Genomic DNA, 16,301 nt, shown 5'->3' with positions numbered 1-16,301 from the left:
AAAAATGAATCAATCTCCAACTATTGCGATTGTAGCCGGTGAAATTTCCGGTGATATTTTAGGTGCCGGGCTAATCAAAGCCTTAAAACAACATTATCCGAACTCCCGTTTTATCGGTGTTGCCGGATCACAAATGTTAGCGGCAGGATGCGAAACCTTATTTGATATGGATGAACTTGCGGTGATGGGCATTGCCGAAGTCGTTAAACATTTACCGCGTTTATTGAAACGCCGAAAACAAGTCATTGAAACGATGTTGGAATTAAAACCGGATATTTTTATCGGTATTGATGCTCCGGACTTTAATCTTGGTGTAGAGGAAAAATTAAAAGCTAGCGGCATTAAAACTATTCATTATGTTAGTCCTTCCGTATGGGCGTGGCGGCAAAACCGTATTCATAAAATTGCACGGGCAACTCATTTAGTATTGGCTTTTTTGCCGTTTGAAAAAGCGTTTTATGATAAATTCAATGTGCCGTGTCGTTTTATCGGACATACTATGGCAGATGCGATAGCACTTAAACCGAATCGTGAAGAAGCGTGCCAAATATTGAATATCCCGACAGAACAACGTTATTTGGCAATTTTGGTCGGCAGTCGGGCCAGTGAAGTTAATTTCTTAACAGAACCTTTCTTAAAAACGGCACAAATTTTAAAGCAACAATATCCCGATATTCGATTTTTAGTGCCTTTAGTCAATGACAAACGCATTGCTCAATTTGACACGTTGAAAGCGCAAATTGCACCGGAATTAGACGTTATTATTCTAAAAGGTAAAGCGAGACAGGCGATGATTGCCGCGGAAGCAACATTACTCGCTTCAGGTACCGCTGCTTTAGAAGCGATGTTATGTAAATCACCGATGGTCGTCGGTTACAAAATGAAACCAATGACCTATTGGTTAGCTAAAAAGTTGGTAAAAACCGACTATATTTCTTTGCCAAATTTGTTGGCAAAAGCACCGCTTGTACCGGAACTAATTCAAGAAGAATGTAACCCGGAGAATTTGTCGGCCTATCTCAGTTGCTATTTTTCTGATGCTGCTGAAGATATTCAAAATAAAGAAGATTTAAAGCAGTCTTTTATGCTATTGCATCAGCAAATTCAATGTAACGCGGATATGCAGGCGGCTCAAGCTGTTGTCGATGTATTAAATAGTTAACACTCTCGCTTAGCCGTATTGGGGCTAAGCGATTTAAAGAGGCAGGTTTTGATGTCGATGTGGAAAAAAGCTACCACTATTTTATTTATTATACTCATGGCTACAGGTGTTTATCTTTATTATTCTTTCACCTTTTTTACACCGCCTAAAATAACCTTATTTTCCCCAAAAAGTATTCATTATCAACGTTTAAAACAGAATGAAACCACCTTGTGCTATCATGCTGATACACCGACACAACCGATAATACAGTCCGAACTTCAGTTATTAGTTTGGAATATCCATAAAGGAATGGATTCTGGTTGGCAGGCTCAGCTCGAACAATTCTCTCAACAAGCGGATATACTATTGTTACAGGAAGTGAGTAGTCATCAGGCACTCAATACCCTCATGGTGCAATCATTCCCTTATTTTCTTTATACTGCCAGTTTTTCCTATCATAATGCTTTTTCCGGTATTGGAACTTTGTCGCATTTTGCTCCACAAACTTATTGCGGTAGTACGACTAAAGAACCGTGGATTCAGATTCCTAAAACGGGTTCGGCAACGACTTACTCACTCGCAAACGGACAATCATTATTAGTGGTGAATCTGCATTTGGTGAACTTTGAATGGAATCCGACAAATTATCGGCAACAACTTTCGCAAGCTTTTGAATTAATCGCGGCACATCAAGGTCCGATTATTTTGGCGGGCGATTTTAATACATGGAATAGTGAGCGATTAACGTTGGTGAGAGAACTTGCTGATACACAAGGTTTTAAGCAAGTCGTTTTTCAACCGGATGTCCGACTTCATTTCTTTAATAATCCGTTAGATCATATTTTCGTGAAAGGGCTTTCTATCGTTTCTGCAACTACTCAAGCAACCTCAAGTTCAGACCATAATCCCTTATTTGTTAAACTAAAATTGGAACAGCCATGACAACAACTTTCGCACAAGTGATTTCGATTATTTCACCGCTGTTTTTCTGGTTTGCAATCGCATCGGCTACCGTGCGTTTGTTGATTAAAAAGCAATCCAATTCGGCAACACTTTCTTGGATTATGCTGATCTACTTAGTGCCGATTATTGGATTAATTCTCTATTTAATGTTCGGTGAAATTACTTTGGGGCGTAAACATGCGGAAAAGGCAAAAGCCTTGGCACCGATTTATCAAGAATGGTTTAAACAGTTACAAAAACATCCGCATTTATTGCGTCAAAACATATCAGGGCGTTATTTGGCTTTGTTTGAGCTTTGCCAAAAACAGCTGCAAATTCCTTGTGTGGCAGGTAACGAGTTAAAACTCTTATCTTCTCCGCAAACCATTATGCGTCAGATTATCCGGGATATTCGTAATGCAGAGACGGAAATTCGTATGGTATTTTATATTTGGCATAATGGCGGAATGGTTGATGATATTGCCGAAGAATTGAAAAATGCTAGACGGCGTGGGGTGAATGTACAGGTATTATTAGATGCCGTCGGGAGTTCAGAATTTCTAAGAAGCCCTCAGTATCATGCTATGCGTGCAGAAGGAATTGAGATTGGAGAATCTTTTAAAGTAAAACTGTGGCGAGTATTTTTAAGCCGAATTGATTTACGTCAGCATAGAAAAATTATTGTCATCGATAACCATATTGGCTATACCGGCAGTATGAATATGGTGGACCCGGCCTTTTTTAAACAAGATGAAAATGTAGGGCAATGGATTGATGTGATGGTGCGAATTAACGGACCAGTTTCAACGGTACTTGCTGCGTTGCATTCGTGGGATTGGCAGATTGAAAACGAAGTAGAGGCGCTTCCTCCACTGCCTGATGAAAAACATGTGCCGGTTGATTTGGATAACCAACATGCAGTACAAATTTTACCTTCAGGTCCAAATGAAAATAAGGAGCTTATGCCACGCGCTTTAGCTACTGCAATTTACTCTGCGCGTAGCAGTATTGTAATTACTACTCCGTATTTTGTTCCGAGTCTTGAGATTGCGAATGCATTAGAAAGTGCTGCCTTACGTGGTGTTTCGGTAAAAATTATTGTGCCGAAACGGAATGATTCGGTTATGGTGGAATGGGCAAGTCGCTATTTCTTTGATGAATTACTGGAAGCGGGTGTGGAAATTTACCGTTTTGAAGATGGGTTACTACATACTAAAAGTATTCTGATCGACGAACGTTTGGTGATGATTGGTTCGGTTAATATGGATATTCGTAGTTTCTTGCTTAACTTTGAAGTCACAATGATTGTCGATGATGCGGATTTTGCAAGAGAGGTTAACACTTTACAGCGCGACTACATTGATGCCTCAACTATGGTGGATGTTGAGCGTTGGGCGAAACGTCCGGTATATAAACGGATTGTGGAAAAATTATTTTACCTCTCTAGCCCTTTATTATAAAAAAACAGCCCCGTAAACGACGGGGCTATTTTCCTCTATTTATTTAAACATTCACTAAATTGATCCGCCAACGATTGCAAAAATTCAGGGTAAGCATTTTTACTTAATTCAATTTTCGCCCCTAATGGATCTAATTGACCTACTTCTGCTGATGTGCCTTTGCTTAAGCTTTCAATCACTTTCGGGGTAAATTGTGGCTCTGCAAATAAACATTGTGCTTTATTCTGAGCAATATTTTTCTTAATCGCATTTAAGGTTTTCGCCCCTGGCGCAACGGTTGGATTGATCGTGAATGAACCTAATGATTTCAATCCATAAGCATCTTCAAAATAACCATAAGCATCGTGGAAAGTGTAGTAACCTTTTGATTTTACAGGCTCTAACTGTTTTACAATTTCGCTATTTTTTGTTGCCAATATCGCTTTAAAATTCGCCAAATTCTCTGCAATTTTTGCTTTTTGTTCAGGTAACTGTTGACTTAAACGCTCGGCAATTTGCTCGGCGATATGTTCACTCGCTTTAGGTGATAACCAAATATGCCAATCTTCGTCGTGGCTATGCCCATCGTGAGCGTGGTTATGGGAATGTTTATGTTCGTGTTTATGATCATCTTTATGATCGTGATGTTCTTCTTTTTCTTCGCCTGAATGTTCGACAATTTCCTTAATCGCTTCAACACTCTCAAGTGTCAGCACTTTCTCTTTCGGTAGTTTCTCAATACTTTTCTCTAAAAAAGATTCCATCTCTTCGCCAATCCATACCACGAGCTGTGCCGATTGAAGTTGTTCAACATCGGACGGTTTTAAGCTGTAATCGTGCGGCGACGCACTGACTGGCAATAATACTTTGGTTTCTGTCACACCGTCGGTAATTGCATCGGCAATAAAACCGAGCGGTTTTACCGTTGTTAACACATCGGCGTTTGCTACGGTGGCAGCACCGAACAGAGCAAAGGTTAATAAGCTTTTTCTCAACATAACAATCTCCTTTCAAATTAAGTGGCGAGATATTATCAGAATTTTATTAAATTTCTATAATTTTTTTATGGGTATTATATTTGCAAAATTTTGGCTGAAACCGACCGCTTGCAAGCGGTTAGATTTCGTTAAAATTTTGCTATACTTCCGCCAATGATGTGGAGAATCCAATGAAATACAAAAACCTGCGAGAATTTCTCGATCTGCTTGAGCAAAAAGGCGAACTGAAGCGTATTACTCAAGAGATCGATCCTTATTTAGAAATGACCGAGATTGCGGATCGTACTTTGCGTAAAGGCGGTCCGGCTCTCTTATTTGAAAACCCGAAAGGCTACAAAATGCCTGTACTGTGCAACCTATTCGGTACGCCGGAACGTGTGGCAATGGGGATGGGGCAAGAAGATACCAAAGCCTTACGAGAGCTCGGCAGGTTGTTGGCGTTCTTAAAAGAACCCGAACCGCCAAAAGGCTTTAAAGATCTGATCGGGCAGTTGCCACAATGGAAGCAAGTGCTGAATATGCCAAGTAAGGTATTGAGTAAAGCAGATTGTCAGCAAGTGGTGATCTCGGGTGATGATGTCGATTTGTATCAACTGCCGATTATGCACTGTTGGCAAGGTGATGTCGCACCGCTTGTCACTTGGGGTTTAACCATTACGCAAGGGCCTTATAAAAAGCGGTTAAATTTGGGGATTTATCGCCAGCAGTTGATCGGCAAAAATAAACTGATTATGCGTTGGCTGTCACATCGTGGCGGTGCGTTGGATTTCCAAGAGTGGAAAGATGCTAACCCTGATAAGCCGTTTCCTGTTTCTGTCGCATTAGGGGCAGATCCAGCCACGATTTTAGCCGCCGTCACGCCGATCCCCGATACCTTATCGGAATACGCATTTGCAGGATTGTTGCGTGGACATAAAACCGAAGTGGTGAAGTCCATCAGCAATGATTTGGAAGTGCCGGCTAGTGCGGAGATTGTGCTTGAAGGCTATATCGATCTGAACGAAACCGCATTGGAAGGGCCTTACGGCGATCATACGGGTTATTACAATGAACAAGAGTATTTCCCCGTGTTTACCGTGACGCATATCACCATGCGAAAAGATGCCATCTATCATTCTACCTACACAGGCAGACCGCCTGATGAACCAGCGGTCTTAGGCGAAGCCTTGAATGAGGTGTTTATCCCGATTTTACAGAAGCAGTTCCCTGAAATCGTTGATTTCTACTTACCACCCGAAGGCTGTTCTTATCGCCTAGCGATAGTCACGATCAAAAAGCAATACGCAGGACACGCCAAGCGAGTAATGATGGGAGTTTGGTCGTTCTTACGGCAATTTATGTACACTAAATTTGTGATTGTGTGTGATGATGATGTTAATGCGAGAGATTGGAAAGATGTGATCTGGGCAATTACCACCCGTTGCGATCCTGCAAGAGATACAACATTAATCGAAAATACACCGATTGATTATCTTGATTTTGCTTCGCCTATCGCAGGATTGGGCTCAAAAATGGGAATTGATGCCACCAATAAATGGGCAGGCGAAACCCAACGAGAATGGGGAACGCCGATTACCAAAAATCCCGATGTCGTCAAACGTGTTGATGAGATTTGGGCTAGTTTGGGGATTGAATAACGGGAAGGGTCGGATTGCGATGGAAATATCGGTTTGAAATCGGTATACTGCCACGCCTTTTTTGCAAAGGACTTTTTATTTCATTTACTTCATATAAATTCGACGATAGAGGTCAAGATGTCATCTCAAAATTCAGCGACAGCAAATCCGGGTCCGCTAGGTTTATGCGGATTTGCATTAACAACATGGTTACTCAGTTTAATCAATAACGGCACATTCAGTGGCGATAATGTAGGCTTAGTGCTTGCAATGGGGTTCGCTTTTGGCGGAACCGCACAAATGATCGCAGGGATGTTTGAATACTCGAAAGGCAACACTTTCGGTTTTACGGCATTCACCAGTTACGGTGCATTTTGGTGGTCGTTTGCATTATTGAAAACCTTCTTTGGCGCAACGGTATCACCTGAGTTTATCGGCTGGTATTTGGTAGTGTGGGGAACCTTCACACTCATGATGTTTATCGGAACCTTAACCAAACCGCGTGCGTTACAGGCAATCTTCTTATCGCTAACGATCACTTTCTACTTATTAGCGACAGGCGATTTCACCCATAATGTCACGTTCACCCACATCGGCGGCAACTTCGGGTTATTAACCGCATTGCTGGCATTTTATTTAGCGGCTGCAGAAATTATTAACGAAAGTTTCGGTCGTACCGTTTTGCCAATCGGTGCGCCGAAAGCTTAACAAGCGGTCTGTTTCAGTAATTATTTTGCAAATTAAGCCCCGTAGACGTTGTTCTTCGGGGCTTTGTTTTGGTTACAGTTTTGCTAATAATTTACCGTGAATTCCGCCAAAAGCACCGTTACTCATGACGAGAATATGATCAGTAGGCTTTGCCGCTTGAACAATACTTTCAATAAATTGTTCCATATCGGCAGACCAATGAGCCGGCTGTGAGAGCGCTTCGGTAATGGCGCTGACCTGCCACGGAATCGTTTCCGGCTGGAATACAAACACTTCATCGGCATCTGCAAGCGATGGTGCGATTTCGTCCTTATGAACGCCCATTTTCATCGTATTGGAGCGAGGTTCCAATACGGCTAAAATGCGTTGATTTTTACCGACTTTACCACGAAGTGCGGCGATGGTGGCGGAAATGGCTGTCGGGTGATGGGCGAAATCGTCATACACGGTAATACCCTTTACTTCTCCTTTGATTTCCAAACGGCGGTTGGCATTGATAAAGCCTGCCAGTACTTCACAAGCGTTAGAAACGGCAACACCTGCATGATGTGCCGCGGCAATTGCCATTAACGCATTATGCATATTATGTGTACCTAATATATCCCACTGTACTTCGCCGGCTTTTTGTCCGTGATGATACACACTGAAATGAGTGCAATCGGTACTAATCGGTTCGGCATACCATTCGTTTTCTTTACCGATAAATTGCAGTTCGCTATAACAGCCCATTGCCAACGTGTCTTGTACGTTTTGATCGGCTTTTGCAGAAAGAATTCGCCCATTTTGCGGCATTGCCCGAACAAGATGGTGAAATTGACGTTGAATAGCGCGTAAATCATCAAAAATATCTGCGTGATCAAAATCGATATTATTGATAATTAAGGTTTTGGGATTGTAATGTACGAATTTAGAGCGTTTATCAAAGAAGGCAGAATCATATTCGTCAGCCTCGATGACAAAGTATTTACTGGAGCCGGCTCGGGCAGAAATTCCGAAATTACCGGACACTCCGCCGACTAAAAATCCCGTATCGATACCGTTTTTATCCAAAATCCAAGTGAGCATACCTGTTGTCGTGGTTTTGCCGTGGGTACCGGAAACCGCCAATACCCAGCGATCTTTGAGCAGATGATCGTGTAGCCATTGCGGGCCGGAGGTGAAATTCAATTGGTTGTTCAACACATATTCGACACAAAGATTACCTCGGCTCATTGCGTTACCGATTACCACCAAATCTGGTGCCGGTTGTAGTTGGGACACATCGTAGTTCGGAATAATTTCAATCCCGCTTTCGGCTAAAAACGTACTCATCGGAGGATAAACATTGGTATCGGACCCTGTGACTTTATAACCTAGTTCACGAGCGATAATCGCCACTCCGCCCATAAAAGTCCCGCAAATACCTAAAATATGGATATGTTTTTGTTTCATTTGAATCCTTAATTTAAAAATAATGTGAATGATGTCACAAAACGAACATTTGTTCACAGGAGCCTTCCGGCTAGCAGATATAATAAAGCAATCGTTCTTGAATAGCTAATAGGAGACACAAATGAAGACATTAGGCGAATTTATCGTTGAAAGGCAAGCGGAATATCCCGGAGCAACGGGAGAGCTGAGTGGTATCTTATCTTCTATCCGTTTATCAGCGAAAATTATTCATCGCGATATTAACCGAGCCGGTTTAACCCAAGATATTTTGGGAGTTTCCGGTGACGAAAACATTCAGGGTGAAACGCAGATGAAGCTTGACGTTTTTGCCAATGAGACGATGAAAAAAGCATTAATTGCACGTGGTGACGTAGCGGGATTTGCATCCGAAGAAGATGACTCTTTCGTTGCCTTTGATACGGAGCGCGGACGTAATGCAAAATATATTTTAATGACGGATCCGCTCGACGGTTCATCCAATATTGATGTGAATGTGTCGGTCGGTACCATTTTCTCTATTTATCGACGCGTTTCGCCGATTGGCTCGCCGGTGACGATTGAAGACTTTCTTCAACCGGGGCGTAAACAAGTTGCATCAGGTTATGTCACATACGGTTCGTCCACCATGTTGGTTTATACGACCGGTAACGGCGTAAATGGTTTTACTTATGATCCGTCTCTCGGTTTATTTATCCTTTCTCACCCAAATATGAGAATGCCGTTTGAAGGTAAATATTATTCTCTTAATGAAGGGCAGTATGTGACGTTCCCTGACGGGGTGAAAAAATTTCTTAAATATTGCCAAGAAGATGATAAAGCGACCGGTCGTCCGTTTTCTTCGCGTTATATCGGCTCGCTGGTCTCGGATTTCCACCGTAACTTGCTGAAAGGCGGAATCTATATTTATCCGACGTCTACCAGCTATCCGAAAGGCAAACTGCGTTTGTTGTATGAAGGCAATCCGATGGCGTTTTTGGCGGAACAGGCGGGCGGTATGGCAACCGACGGCTTTCACCCGATTTTGGACATTCAACCGACAGAACTTCATCAACGCGTGCCGTTCTTCGTCGGTTCGACTGCCATGGTACAAAAAGCCGGTGAGTTAATGAAACAATATAACGGCTAATTGAGTCATTCACGTGTGACAAGCGGTCGGATTTGTGAAAAATTTTGCAAATCCGACTTCTTGTTTTTTATAGCATTTTGTTATAACCATCGAATATTAGTTCTTTACCTTAAACGGAATAATCGGTATCTTTTACCGAATTTTGTTTGAATTATTTGAAAATTTCAATCTGGAGACACTATGAAACTCAATACCAAATTTTCTTTAATCGCCGCAACTCTTTTAGTATCAGGCGTTGCACAAGCTGCGGATAAAACGTTCGTTAACTGTGTCAGTCGCTCGCCAACCGGTTTTAGCCCGGCATTAGTGATGGACGGGATTTCTTATAACGCAAGCTCGCAGCAAGTGTACAATCGTTTAGTTGAGTTTAAACGTGGTTCGACGGATATCGAGCCGGCATTAGCTGAGAGCTGGACTATCAGCGATGACGGTTTAACTTACACTTTCAACTTGCGTAAAGGTGTGAAATTCCACTCAAATAAAGATTTTACACCGAGTCGTGATTTTAACGCAGACGATGTAGTGTTCTCTTTCCAACGCCAGTTGGATCCTAACCATCCGTATCACGGTGTTTCTAAAGCAACTTACCCGTACTTTAACGCAATGAAATTCCCGAAATTACTGAAATCTGTTGAGAAAGTTGACGATCATACGGTGAAAATTACGTTAAATAGCCAAGATGCAACTTTCTTGGCCAGTTTAGGTATGGACTTTATTTCGATCTATTCTGCGGAATATGCCGACAAAATGTTGAAAGCCGGCACGCCTGAAGTCATTGATACCACCCCGATCGGTACCGGACCGTTCGTTTTCTCCGGCTACCAATTAGACCAACGTATCCGTTTCTTAGCCAACAAAGATTACTGGAACGGCAAGGCGGATATCGACCGTTTAATCTTCGATATCGTACCGGATGCAACGACCCGTTATGCTAAATTACAGTCGGGCGCCTGTGATATGATGGACTTCCCAAATGCAGCGGATCTAGAAAAAATGAAAACCGATCCGAAAATTAATTTACTTTCTCAACCGGGTTTAAATATTGCTTATATCGCGTTTAATACTGAAAAAGCACCGTTTGATAATGTTAAAGTTCGCCAAGCATTAAACTACGCCGTAGATAAAAATGCGATCATTGATGCGGTTTATCGTGGTGCGGGGGTGGCTGCGAAAAATCCGTTACCACCAACAATTTGGGGTTATAACAATGAAATTACCGGTTATGAATATAATCCTGAAAAAGCAAAAGCACTGCTTAAAGAAGCAGGTTTAGAGAACGGTTTTACGACCCAAATTTGGGTTCAGCCGGTGGTTCGAGCATCTAACCCAAACCCGCGCCGTATGGCGGAATTAATTCAAAGTGATTGGGCAAAAATCGGTGTGAAATCCGAATTGGTCAGTTATGAATGGGGTGATTACATCAAACGTACCAGAGCTGGCGAATTAACTGCCGGAACCTACGGTTGGTCCGGTGATAACGGTGATCCGGATAACTTCTTGTCACCACTATTCGGTAGCGATAATGTCGGTATCAGTAACTATGCACGTTTCAAAAATGCGGATTTAGATGCGTTATTGGCGAAGGCAATTGGTTTATCGGATAAATCTGCGCGTGCAAAAATCTATGAAGAAGCGCAAGTATTGTTAAAAGAGCAAGCGCCTTGGATTAACGTCGCACACTCCATTAACTTTGCACCGACGAGTAAGCGTGTTCAGGACTACAAACAAAGCCCGTTCGGTTACTCTTACTTCTACGGCACAAAAGTGGTGGATTAATCCGCTGAGGATAAAAATAGCGAGGTTTAGACCTCGCTATTTTTTATTGCGTCCGTACTATTTCCTGAATCTGCTTTAACCCGTTTAATCTCGTGGAGGTTAAATGGCGGGTAATCTGCAATTCGTCAAATAACCGTTGAATATCAAACTGTGCCAATGTCTCTTCAGTGGCTTCGGTTAATGCTGTGATCACAATAAACAGCAATCCTTGCATTAAACGTGCTTCACTATAAGCATGGATTTGGCGCGGTGATTTTTGAAAAGCAAACCATAAACGGCTTTCGCAACCGGCAATTTCCGGCAAGTGTTTTAATTGTTGCTCATCCGGCTTGCTCAGCTTACGGCTAAGCTGAATTAACAAGCGGTATCTTTCTTCCCAAAATTTGCAAATTGCAAATTGTTCGTAAATTTCATGTAGTGTCATATTTCCTCTTTTAAAACTGCGGCATTGTAACCCCATAGCTACTTTATGCAATCCCTAAATTTTGCTAGAATCGACCGTTTTTTACAGATTTATAGAAGGAAAAATTATGAGCGTTATCCCTATGGTTGTCGAACAGAGCTCAAAAGGCGAACGTGCCTACGATATTTATTCACGCTTACTCAAAGAACGTATTATTTTTTTAAGCGGCGAAGTCGAAGACAATATGGCGAATCTGATTGTGGCTCAGTTACTTTTTTTAGAATCGGAAGATCCGGAAAAAGATATTAGTATTTATATCAATTCACCGGGCGGTTCGGTGACTGCCGGTATGGCAATTTACGACACAATGAATTTCATCAAGCCGGACGTGAGTACCGTTTGTATCGGTCAGGCTTGTTCAATGGGCGCATTTTTACTTTCGGCAGGTGCTAAAGGAAAACGTTTTGCTTTACCGCACGCACGCGTGATGATTCACCAGCCGTTAGGCGGCTTTCGCGGACAAGCGTCGGATATTCAAATTCACGCAAAAGAAATTCTACAAATTAAGCATACGTTAAATCAACGTATGGCGGAGCATTCCGGTCAGCCGATTGAAAAAGTCGAAAAAGATACCGACCGTGATAATTTTATGTCGGCAATCGAAGCGAAATATTATGGTTTAATTGATGATGTCGTTAAGCATAGAGATGATAAATAATGAGTAATTTTGAAAAAGAACCCCATTGCAGTTTTTGCGGCAAACGCCGTTCTGAAGTTGATGCATTGATTGAGGGGACCGAAGGGCATATTTGTAACGAGTGTATCGAAGAGTCTTATGCATTGTTAAACGGCGAAGAAGAGCCGTTAATTGATGAAAAAGATCAAGAAGAAAACGGTTTTTTTGAACACGTACCGACCCCGCACGATATTCATGCACATTTAGATGATTATGTGATTGGTCAAGATCATGCTAAAAAAGTGTTGTCGGTTGCGGTTTATAACCACTATAAACGTCTGCGCAATGCGCTATCCGGCAACAAAGAGACCGATGGCGTTGAATTAGGTAAAAGTAATATTTTATTAATCGGTCCGACAGGTAGCGGTAAAACCCTTCTTGCCGAAAGTCTCGCTCGCCGTTTAAACGTACCGTTTGCCGTGGCGGATGCGACAACCTTAACTCAAGCGGGCTACGTCGGTGAAGATGTGGAAAATGTGATTCAAAAGCTCTTGATGAAATGCGATTATGATCCGGAGCAGGCAGAACGCGGTATTATCTTTATTGATGAGATTGATAAGATTACCCGTAAATCGGAAAATCCGTCATTGACGCGTGATGTTTCGGGTGAAGGTGTGCAGCAGGCATTACTTAAATTGGTTGAAGGTACTGTTGCGAACATCAATCCGCAAGGCGGACGTAAACATCCGAAACAGGAAACTATTCCGGTCGATACCTCGAAAATCTTATTTATTTGTGGTGGCGCCTTTGCCGGTTTAGATAAAATCGTTGAAGCACGTACAAATAAGCAAGGCGGTATCGGATTTGGTGCGGAGCTGAAAAAAGATAAAGATCGTGAAGCACTGACAGAATTGTTCAAACAGGTTGAACCGGAAGATTTAGTGAAATTCGGTTTAATTCCCGAACTCATTGGTCGTTTACCTGTGATCACTCCGCTTTCAGAATTAGATGAACAAGCGTTAATCCAAATTTTGACTGAGCCGAAGAATGCAATTATCAAGCAGTATCAGGCACTATTTCAAATGGAAAGCGTGGAGCTGAAATTCACTAAAGAAGCATTGGTCGCCATCGCACAAAAAGCAATTTCACGTAAAACCGGTGCTCGCGGTTTGCGGTCAATCGTAGAAAACCTCTTACTCGATACAATGTATGATTTGCCGTCACTCAATGCAAAAAAAGTAACTGTCGGTAAAGCAAGTGTTGATAAAGGTGAAAAGCCGAAGGTGGAATAACCGCCTCGGCAACGCCTTGATTTAGAATCTCAAGCGAAGTCTTCAGGTTAAGGTTAATCATGGAAATCTGGCAATCCCGAACCGTTATCTCTTGGTTATTGGCGCCGTTATCACTGCTATTTTGGCTGATAAGCCAAATTCGTTTGTGGTTATATCGCCACCATATTCTCAAATCTTACCGCTCACCTGTTCCTGTGTTGGTGGTGGGGAATATTTCTGTCGGCGGTAACGGCAAAACACCGGTGGTAATATGGCTGGTCGAACAGCTACAACAACGAGGGATGAAAGTCGGCGTGATTTCCCGCGGATACGGCGGCAAATGCCGAAAGTTTCCGCAGCTGGTTACTGCAAATAGTTCTCCGGAACAGCTAGGTGACGAACCGGTATTAATTGCCCAACGTACCGGTGCTCCGGTTGCAGTTTCACCAAATCGCCGAGAAAGTATTGAACTACTGCTCAGTAAATTTGATTTGGACTTAATTGTTACCGATGACGGTTTGCAACATTACGCTTTACAGCGCGATATAGAATGGGTCGTCGTTGACGGTATACGCCGCTTCGGTAACGGTTTTGTCATGCCGGCAGGTAGCTTACGCGAATTACCGAGCCGTTTAAAATCAGTACAAGCGGTAATTTGTAACGGCGGTAGGGCAGAGCAAGGTGAATATTTGATGGAATTAGTCAGCGATTATGCCGTTAACTTAAAAAACGGCGAAAAAATACCGTTAAGCGATTTTCAGCATCAATCCTGTGTTGCTATAGCAGGAATCGGACATCCTCCGCGTTTTTTTACGATGTTGGAAGGACTAGGCATACCATTGGCAGCACAACAGGGCTTTGCCGATCATCAATCTTATACCGTATCCCAACTTAGCGGCTTGGCAGACGAAAATACCCCATTACTGATGACAGAAAAGGATGCGGTAAAATGTCGACACTTTGCTCAACAAAATTGGTGGTATGTACCGGTTTTTGCAAAATTTTCCGAAAAAGAGACCGCTTGTTTAATTGAACCGATAATGGATTTAGTGAGAAAACAGAATGAACGAAAAACTGCTTAATACGATCGCTTGCCCGATCAGCCATACAAAATTGGAATGGGACAAAGAAAATAACCGTTTAATCAGTCGTACAGCAGGTTTGGCGTACCCGATTGAAAACGGTATTCCGGTGTTGTTACCTGAAAAAGCAGAGAAATTATAAAGGCAAAACGGAAACCTTTGGGGTTTCCGTTTATTTTGATTATCTTGCGCGGAAAATAATGCGACCTTTGGTTAAATCGTATGGAGTCATTTCTACGGTAACTTTATCGCCTGTCAATATACGGATATAATTTTTACGCATTTTCCCTGAAATATGAGCGGTTACAACGTGTCCGTTTTCGAGTTCAACACGAAACATCGTGTTTGGTAAGGTTTCTAAAATTGTACCTTGCATTTCAATGCAATCTTCTTTAGCCATTTATTCCTCTTTGAATTACTTTTAAATATGATGCCGTTGTGGCAAAAACGGGCGATATTATACTCTCAATGCACCGAATTACAATCATTTACGGCGAAAAGCTCGGCGGCGGGAATGAAAACGTTCCGATTGCGTTTTACTGCTAACCGTTGGAAGTTTAATCGGCAAACTGACAATATGAGTTTGTTTACGAGTAAAATAGTAAAAACAGCTGATAAACAGCCCGCCTGCGAGAAACAGAATCACCAATTCACCGTATAACAGATGGAATAATTCATTTACTTTACTTTGTGTGGTTTGCCCGTATTGGGAATCGAAAGTTACCCGTAAAAAACCGACCAAGCCTTGTTGGGCGAAGATCGGTTCAACAATTTGTTGGGTATCCGGATGGGTTTCGTCATGTTGAGACAATATTACTTGGAGTGGACGGGCATTGTCGCTTTGTGCGATCAATATCCCAGAGACTGAATAGAGATTGGCATCAATCACGAAATCTTCTTTGGCAAAGGTATCCAATGCTTCAACCAACTCGTCATTACTGGCATTTTTGACCAACATCATTGAGAACAATTTTGCCTGTTGGCGGACAAGCATATGCGACAAGTTTGATACTTGGTTAATACTGGCAAGTTGTGAACCCAGTTTGAAGTGATTCACGCCGGTTAAAATAATGCCTACAATCGCAATGCAGATCACCATAATAGCGGAAAGAATACTGATTTTGACTACTTTATCACGTGCAATATACATAAAAATTCCCTCAGCAGTGGAACGGCGATTTTAGCTTGTAAATCAATAAGAGTATAGATAATTTGTCTTGAGTGGACAGCCGAGGGTTATTTGAATATGATTGTGCAGTTTATTCACTTAAAATAATAACCGTTATGCAAAACACATTTTTTATTTACGCCAAATCTCTCAATACAGAGCAAATTGCACAATTTGCCGAACTCAGCCAAGCAACTTTAATCGGGATGACACACTATCTCGATTATCAAATTGCATTTTTTGACGGAAAAGTGACCGCTTGTTTACGCCAAAAAGCGCAAAGCGTTCAAGTGGACTTCAGCTTATTGGATATCAAACCAAACTTAGACCGACCGGGCTTGTTGGTGATGGACATGGATTCTACGGCAATTAAAATCGAGTGTATTGATGAAATCGCCAAACTGGCGGGAACGGGCGACATGGTCTCGGCAATTACTGCCAGTGCAATGCGTGGCGAGTTGGATTTTGAACAAAGTTTGCGCAAACGTGTCGGCACCCTTAAAAATGCCCCTGAAGGTATT

16 protein-coding genes and 1 pseudogene are annotated in these 16,301 nt (G+C 42.2%); 12 read left to right on the top strand and 5 right to left on the bottom strand.

Features of this window, described 5'->3' with window-relative positions; translation table 11 throughout:
• Positions 1–4 precede the first annotated feature (4 nt).
• The 3 genes from lpxB (at position 5) to cls (ending at position 3,546) form a co-directional block, all read left to right on the top strand.
• Positions 5–1,162 (top strand): lipid-A-disaccharide synthase, encoded by a 1,158-nt coding sequence (gene lpxB, locus ACEYJ7_RS05235; RefSeq protein WP_373778033.1) that lies wholly within the window; start codon positions 5–7, stop codon positions 1,160–1,162.
• A 96-nt stretch (positions 1,163–1,258) separates the two neighbouring features.
• On the top strand, positions 1,259–2,086 hold the full coding sequence (locus ACEYJ7_RS05230; RefSeq protein ID WP_373778032.1) for an endonuclease/exonuclease/phosphatase family protein: 828 nt from the start codon (positions 1,259–1,261) through the stop codon (positions 2,084–2,086).
• Complete coding sequence (gene cls, locus ACEYJ7_RS05225; protein WP_373778031.1) at positions 2,083–3,546, top strand: cardiolipin synthase; 1,464 nt, start codon at positions 2,083–2,085, stop codon at positions 3,544–3,546. The genes ACEYJ7_RS05230 and cls overlap by 4 nt, the downstream gene beginning before the upstream one ends.
• Before the next feature lie 35 nt (positions 3,547–3,581).
• Here the strand turns inward: cls and znuA are convergent, their stop codons facing one another.
• Positions 3,582–4,523: a zinc ABC transporter substrate-binding protein ZnuA gene (znuA, locus tag ACEYJ7_RS05220; protein WP_373778030.1), complete on the bottom strand. Its 942-nt coding sequence runs from the start codon at positions 4,521–4,523 to the stop codon at positions 3,582–3,584.
• Between the two features lie 170 nt (positions 4,524–4,693).
• Between znuA and ubiD the strand changes: the two genes are divergently transcribed.
• Positions 4,694–6,160 (top strand): 4-hydroxy-3-polyprenylbenzoate decarboxylase, encoded by a 1,467-nt coding sequence (ubiD, locus tag ACEYJ7_RS05215; RefSeq protein ID WP_373778029.1) that lies wholly within the window; start codon positions 4,694–4,696, stop codon positions 6,158–6,160.
• Positions 6,161–6,277: 117 nt separating this feature from the next.
• On the top strand, positions 6,278–6,847 hold the full coding sequence (locus ACEYJ7_RS05210) for an acetate uptake transporter (protein ID WP_373778028.1): 570 nt from the start codon (positions 6,278–6,280) through the stop codon (positions 6,845–6,847).
• Between the two features lie 72 nt (positions 6,848–6,919).
• Here the strand turns inward: ACEYJ7_RS05210 and mpl are convergent, their stop codons facing one another.
• On the bottom strand, positions 6,920–8,278 hold the full coding sequence (gene mpl, locus ACEYJ7_RS05205) for a UDP-N-acetylmuramate:L-alanyl-gamma-D-glutamyl-meso-diaminopimelate ligase (protein WP_373778027.1): 1,359 nt from the start codon (positions 8,276–8,278) through the stop codon (positions 6,920–6,922).
• A gap of 121 nt (positions 8,279–8,399) precedes the next feature.
• Here mpl and fbp point away from each other — a divergent pair, with 121 nt between their 5' ends.
• Complete coding sequence (gene fbp / locus ACEYJ7_RS05200; RefSeq protein WP_373778026.1) at positions 8,400–9,404, top strand: class 1 fructose-bisphosphatase; 1,005 nt, start codon at positions 8,400–8,402, stop codon at positions 9,402–9,404.
• A 180-nt stretch (positions 9,405–9,584) separates the two neighbouring features.
• Positions 9,585–11,180, top strand: a complete 1,596-nt coding sequence (locus ACEYJ7_RS05195) for an ABC transporter substrate-binding protein (RefSeq protein ID WP_373778025.1) — start codon at positions 9,585–9,587, stop codon at positions 11,178–11,180.
• A 43-nt stretch (positions 11,181–11,223) separates the two neighbouring features.
• On the opposite strand, the gene ACEYJ7_RS05190 is transcribed toward ACEYJ7_RS05195, so the two are convergent.
• A complete protein-coding gene (locus tag ACEYJ7_RS05190; protein ID WP_373778024.1) occupies positions 11,224–11,604 on the bottom strand; it encodes a SufE family protein in 381 nt (126 codons plus the stop codon).
• A 106-nt stretch (positions 11,605–11,710) separates the two neighbouring features.
• On the opposite strand from ACEYJ7_RS05190, the gene clpP reads away from it, so the two are divergent.
• From clpP to ACEYJ7_RS05170, 4 genes are read left to right on the top strand one after another with little or no spacing between them, the layout of a single operon-like run.
• The gene (gene clpP, locus ACEYJ7_RS05185; protein ID WP_373778023.1) at positions 11,711–12,301 is read left to right on the top strand and encodes an ATP-dependent Clp endopeptidase proteolytic subunit ClpP; all 591 of its coding nucleotides are present in this window, start codon (positions 11,711–11,713) and stop codon (positions 12,299–12,301) included.
• Positions 12,301–13,551, top strand: a complete 1,251-nt coding sequence (clpX, locus tag ACEYJ7_RS05180; protein ID WP_373778022.1) for an ATP-dependent protease ATP-binding subunit ClpX — start codon at positions 12,301–12,303, stop codon at positions 13,549–13,551. The genes clpP and clpX overlap by 1 nt, the downstream gene beginning before the upstream one ends.
• 59 nt (positions 13,552–13,610) lie before the next feature.
• The gene (gene lpxK / locus ACEYJ7_RS05175; protein WP_373778021.1) at positions 13,611–14,612 is read left to right on the top strand and encodes a tetraacyldisaccharide 4'-kinase; all 1,002 of its coding nucleotides are present in this window, start codon (positions 13,611–13,613) and stop codon (positions 14,610–14,612) included.
• Positions 14,593–14,754, top strand: a complete 162-nt coding sequence (locus ACEYJ7_RS05170; RefSeq protein ID WP_373778020.1) for a Trm112 family protein — start codon at positions 14,593–14,595, stop codon at positions 14,752–14,754. The genes lpxK and ACEYJ7_RS05170 overlap by 20 nt, the downstream gene beginning before the upstream one ends.
• Positions 14,755–14,793: 39 nt before the next feature.
• Here ACEYJ7_RS05170 and infA read toward each other — a convergent pair whose 3' ends face one another.
• Both infA and ACEYJ7_RS05160 read right to left on the bottom strand, forming a co-directional pair.
• A complete protein-coding gene (infA, locus tag ACEYJ7_RS05165) occupies positions 14,794–15,012 on the bottom strand; it encodes a translation initiation factor IF-1 (RefSeq protein ID WP_077557709.1) in 219 nt (72 codons plus the stop codon).
• Between the two features lie 84 nt (positions 15,013–15,096).
• A complete protein-coding gene (locus ACEYJ7_RS05160) occupies positions 15,097–15,762 on the bottom strand; it encodes a YtjB family periplasmic protein (RefSeq protein WP_373778019.1) in 666 nt (221 codons plus the stop codon).
• Positions 15,763–15,896: 134 nt separating this feature from the next.
• Here ACEYJ7_RS05160 and ACEYJ7_RS05155 point away from each other — a divergent pair.
• Positions 15,897–16,301, top strand: a pseudogene (locus ACEYJ7_RS05155) (phosphoserine phosphatase SerB); the annotation flags it as partial.

Source organism: Glaesserella sp. (assembly GCF_041814905.1).
Classification (GTDB): domain Bacteria; phylum Pseudomonadota; class Gammaproteobacteria; order Enterobacterales; family Pasteurellaceae; genus Glaesserella.
This window is presented reverse-complemented; position numbering and strand designations above follow the sequence as displayed.

What these genes read in the sequence shown, in the direction of transcription:
- ACEYJ7_RS05160 (WP_373778019.1), bottom strand. Translation starts at nt 15,762, where the DNA reads ATGTATATTGCACGTGATAAAGTAGTCAAAATCAGTATTCTTTCCGCT.
- ACEYJ7_RS05170 (WP_373778020.1), top strand. Translation starts at nt 14,593, where the DNA reads ATGAACGAAAAACTGCTTAATACGATCGCTTGCCCGATCAGCCATACA.
- lpxB (WP_373778033.1), top strand. Translation starts at nt 5, where the DNA reads ATGAATCAATCTCCAACTATTGCGATTGTAGCCGGTGAAATTTCCGGT.
- ACEYJ7_RS05210 (WP_373778028.1), top strand. Translation starts at nt 6,278, where the DNA reads ATGTCATCTCAAAATTCAGCGACAGCAAATCCGGGTCCGCTAGGTTTA.
- ACEYJ7_RS05190 (WP_373778024.1), bottom strand. Translation starts at nt 11,604, where the DNA reads ATGACACTACATGAAATTTACGAACAATTTGCAATTTGCAAATTTTGG.
- infA (WP_077557709.1), bottom strand. Translation starts at nt 15,012, where the DNA reads ATGGCTAAAGAAGATTGCATTGAAATGCAAGGTACAATTTTAGAAACC.
- znuA (WP_373778030.1), bottom strand. Translation starts at nt 4,523, where the DNA reads ATGTTGAGAAAAAGCTTATTAACCTTTGCTCTGTTCGGTGCTGCCACC.
- ACEYJ7_RS05195 (WP_373778025.1), top strand. Translation starts at nt 9,585, where the DNA reads ATGAAACTCAATACCAAATTTTCTTTAATCGCCGCAACTCTTTTAGTA.
- ubiD (WP_373778029.1), top strand. Translation starts at nt 4,694, where the DNA reads ATGAAATACAAAAACCTGCGAGAATTTCTCGATCTGCTTGAGCAAAAA.
- mpl (WP_373778027.1), bottom strand. Translation starts at nt 8,278, where the DNA reads ATGAAACAAAAACATATCCATATTTTAGGTATTTGCGGGACTTTTATG.
- clpP (WP_373778023.1), top strand. Translation starts at nt 11,711, where the DNA reads ATGAGCGTTATCCCTATGGTTGTCGAACAGAGCTCAAAAGGCGAACGT.
- fbp (WP_373778026.1), top strand. Translation starts at nt 8,400, where the DNA reads ATGAAGACATTAGGCGAATTTATCGTTGAAAGGCAAGCGGAATATCCC.
- ACEYJ7_RS05230 (WP_373778032.1), top strand. Translation starts at nt 1,259, where the DNA reads ATGGCTACAGGTGTTTATCTTTATTATTCTTTCACCTTTTTTACACCG.
- clpX (WP_373778022.1), top strand. Translation starts at nt 12,301, where the DNA reads ATGAGTAATTTTGAAAAAGAACCCCATTGCAGTTTTTGCGGCAAACGC.
- lpxK (WP_373778021.1), top strand. Translation starts at nt 13,611, where the DNA reads ATGGAAATCTGGCAATCCCGAACCGTTATCTCTTGGTTATTGGCGCCG.
- cls (WP_373778031.1), top strand. Translation starts at nt 2,083, where the DNA reads ATGACAACAACTTTCGCACAAGTGATTTCGATTATTTCACCGCTGTTT.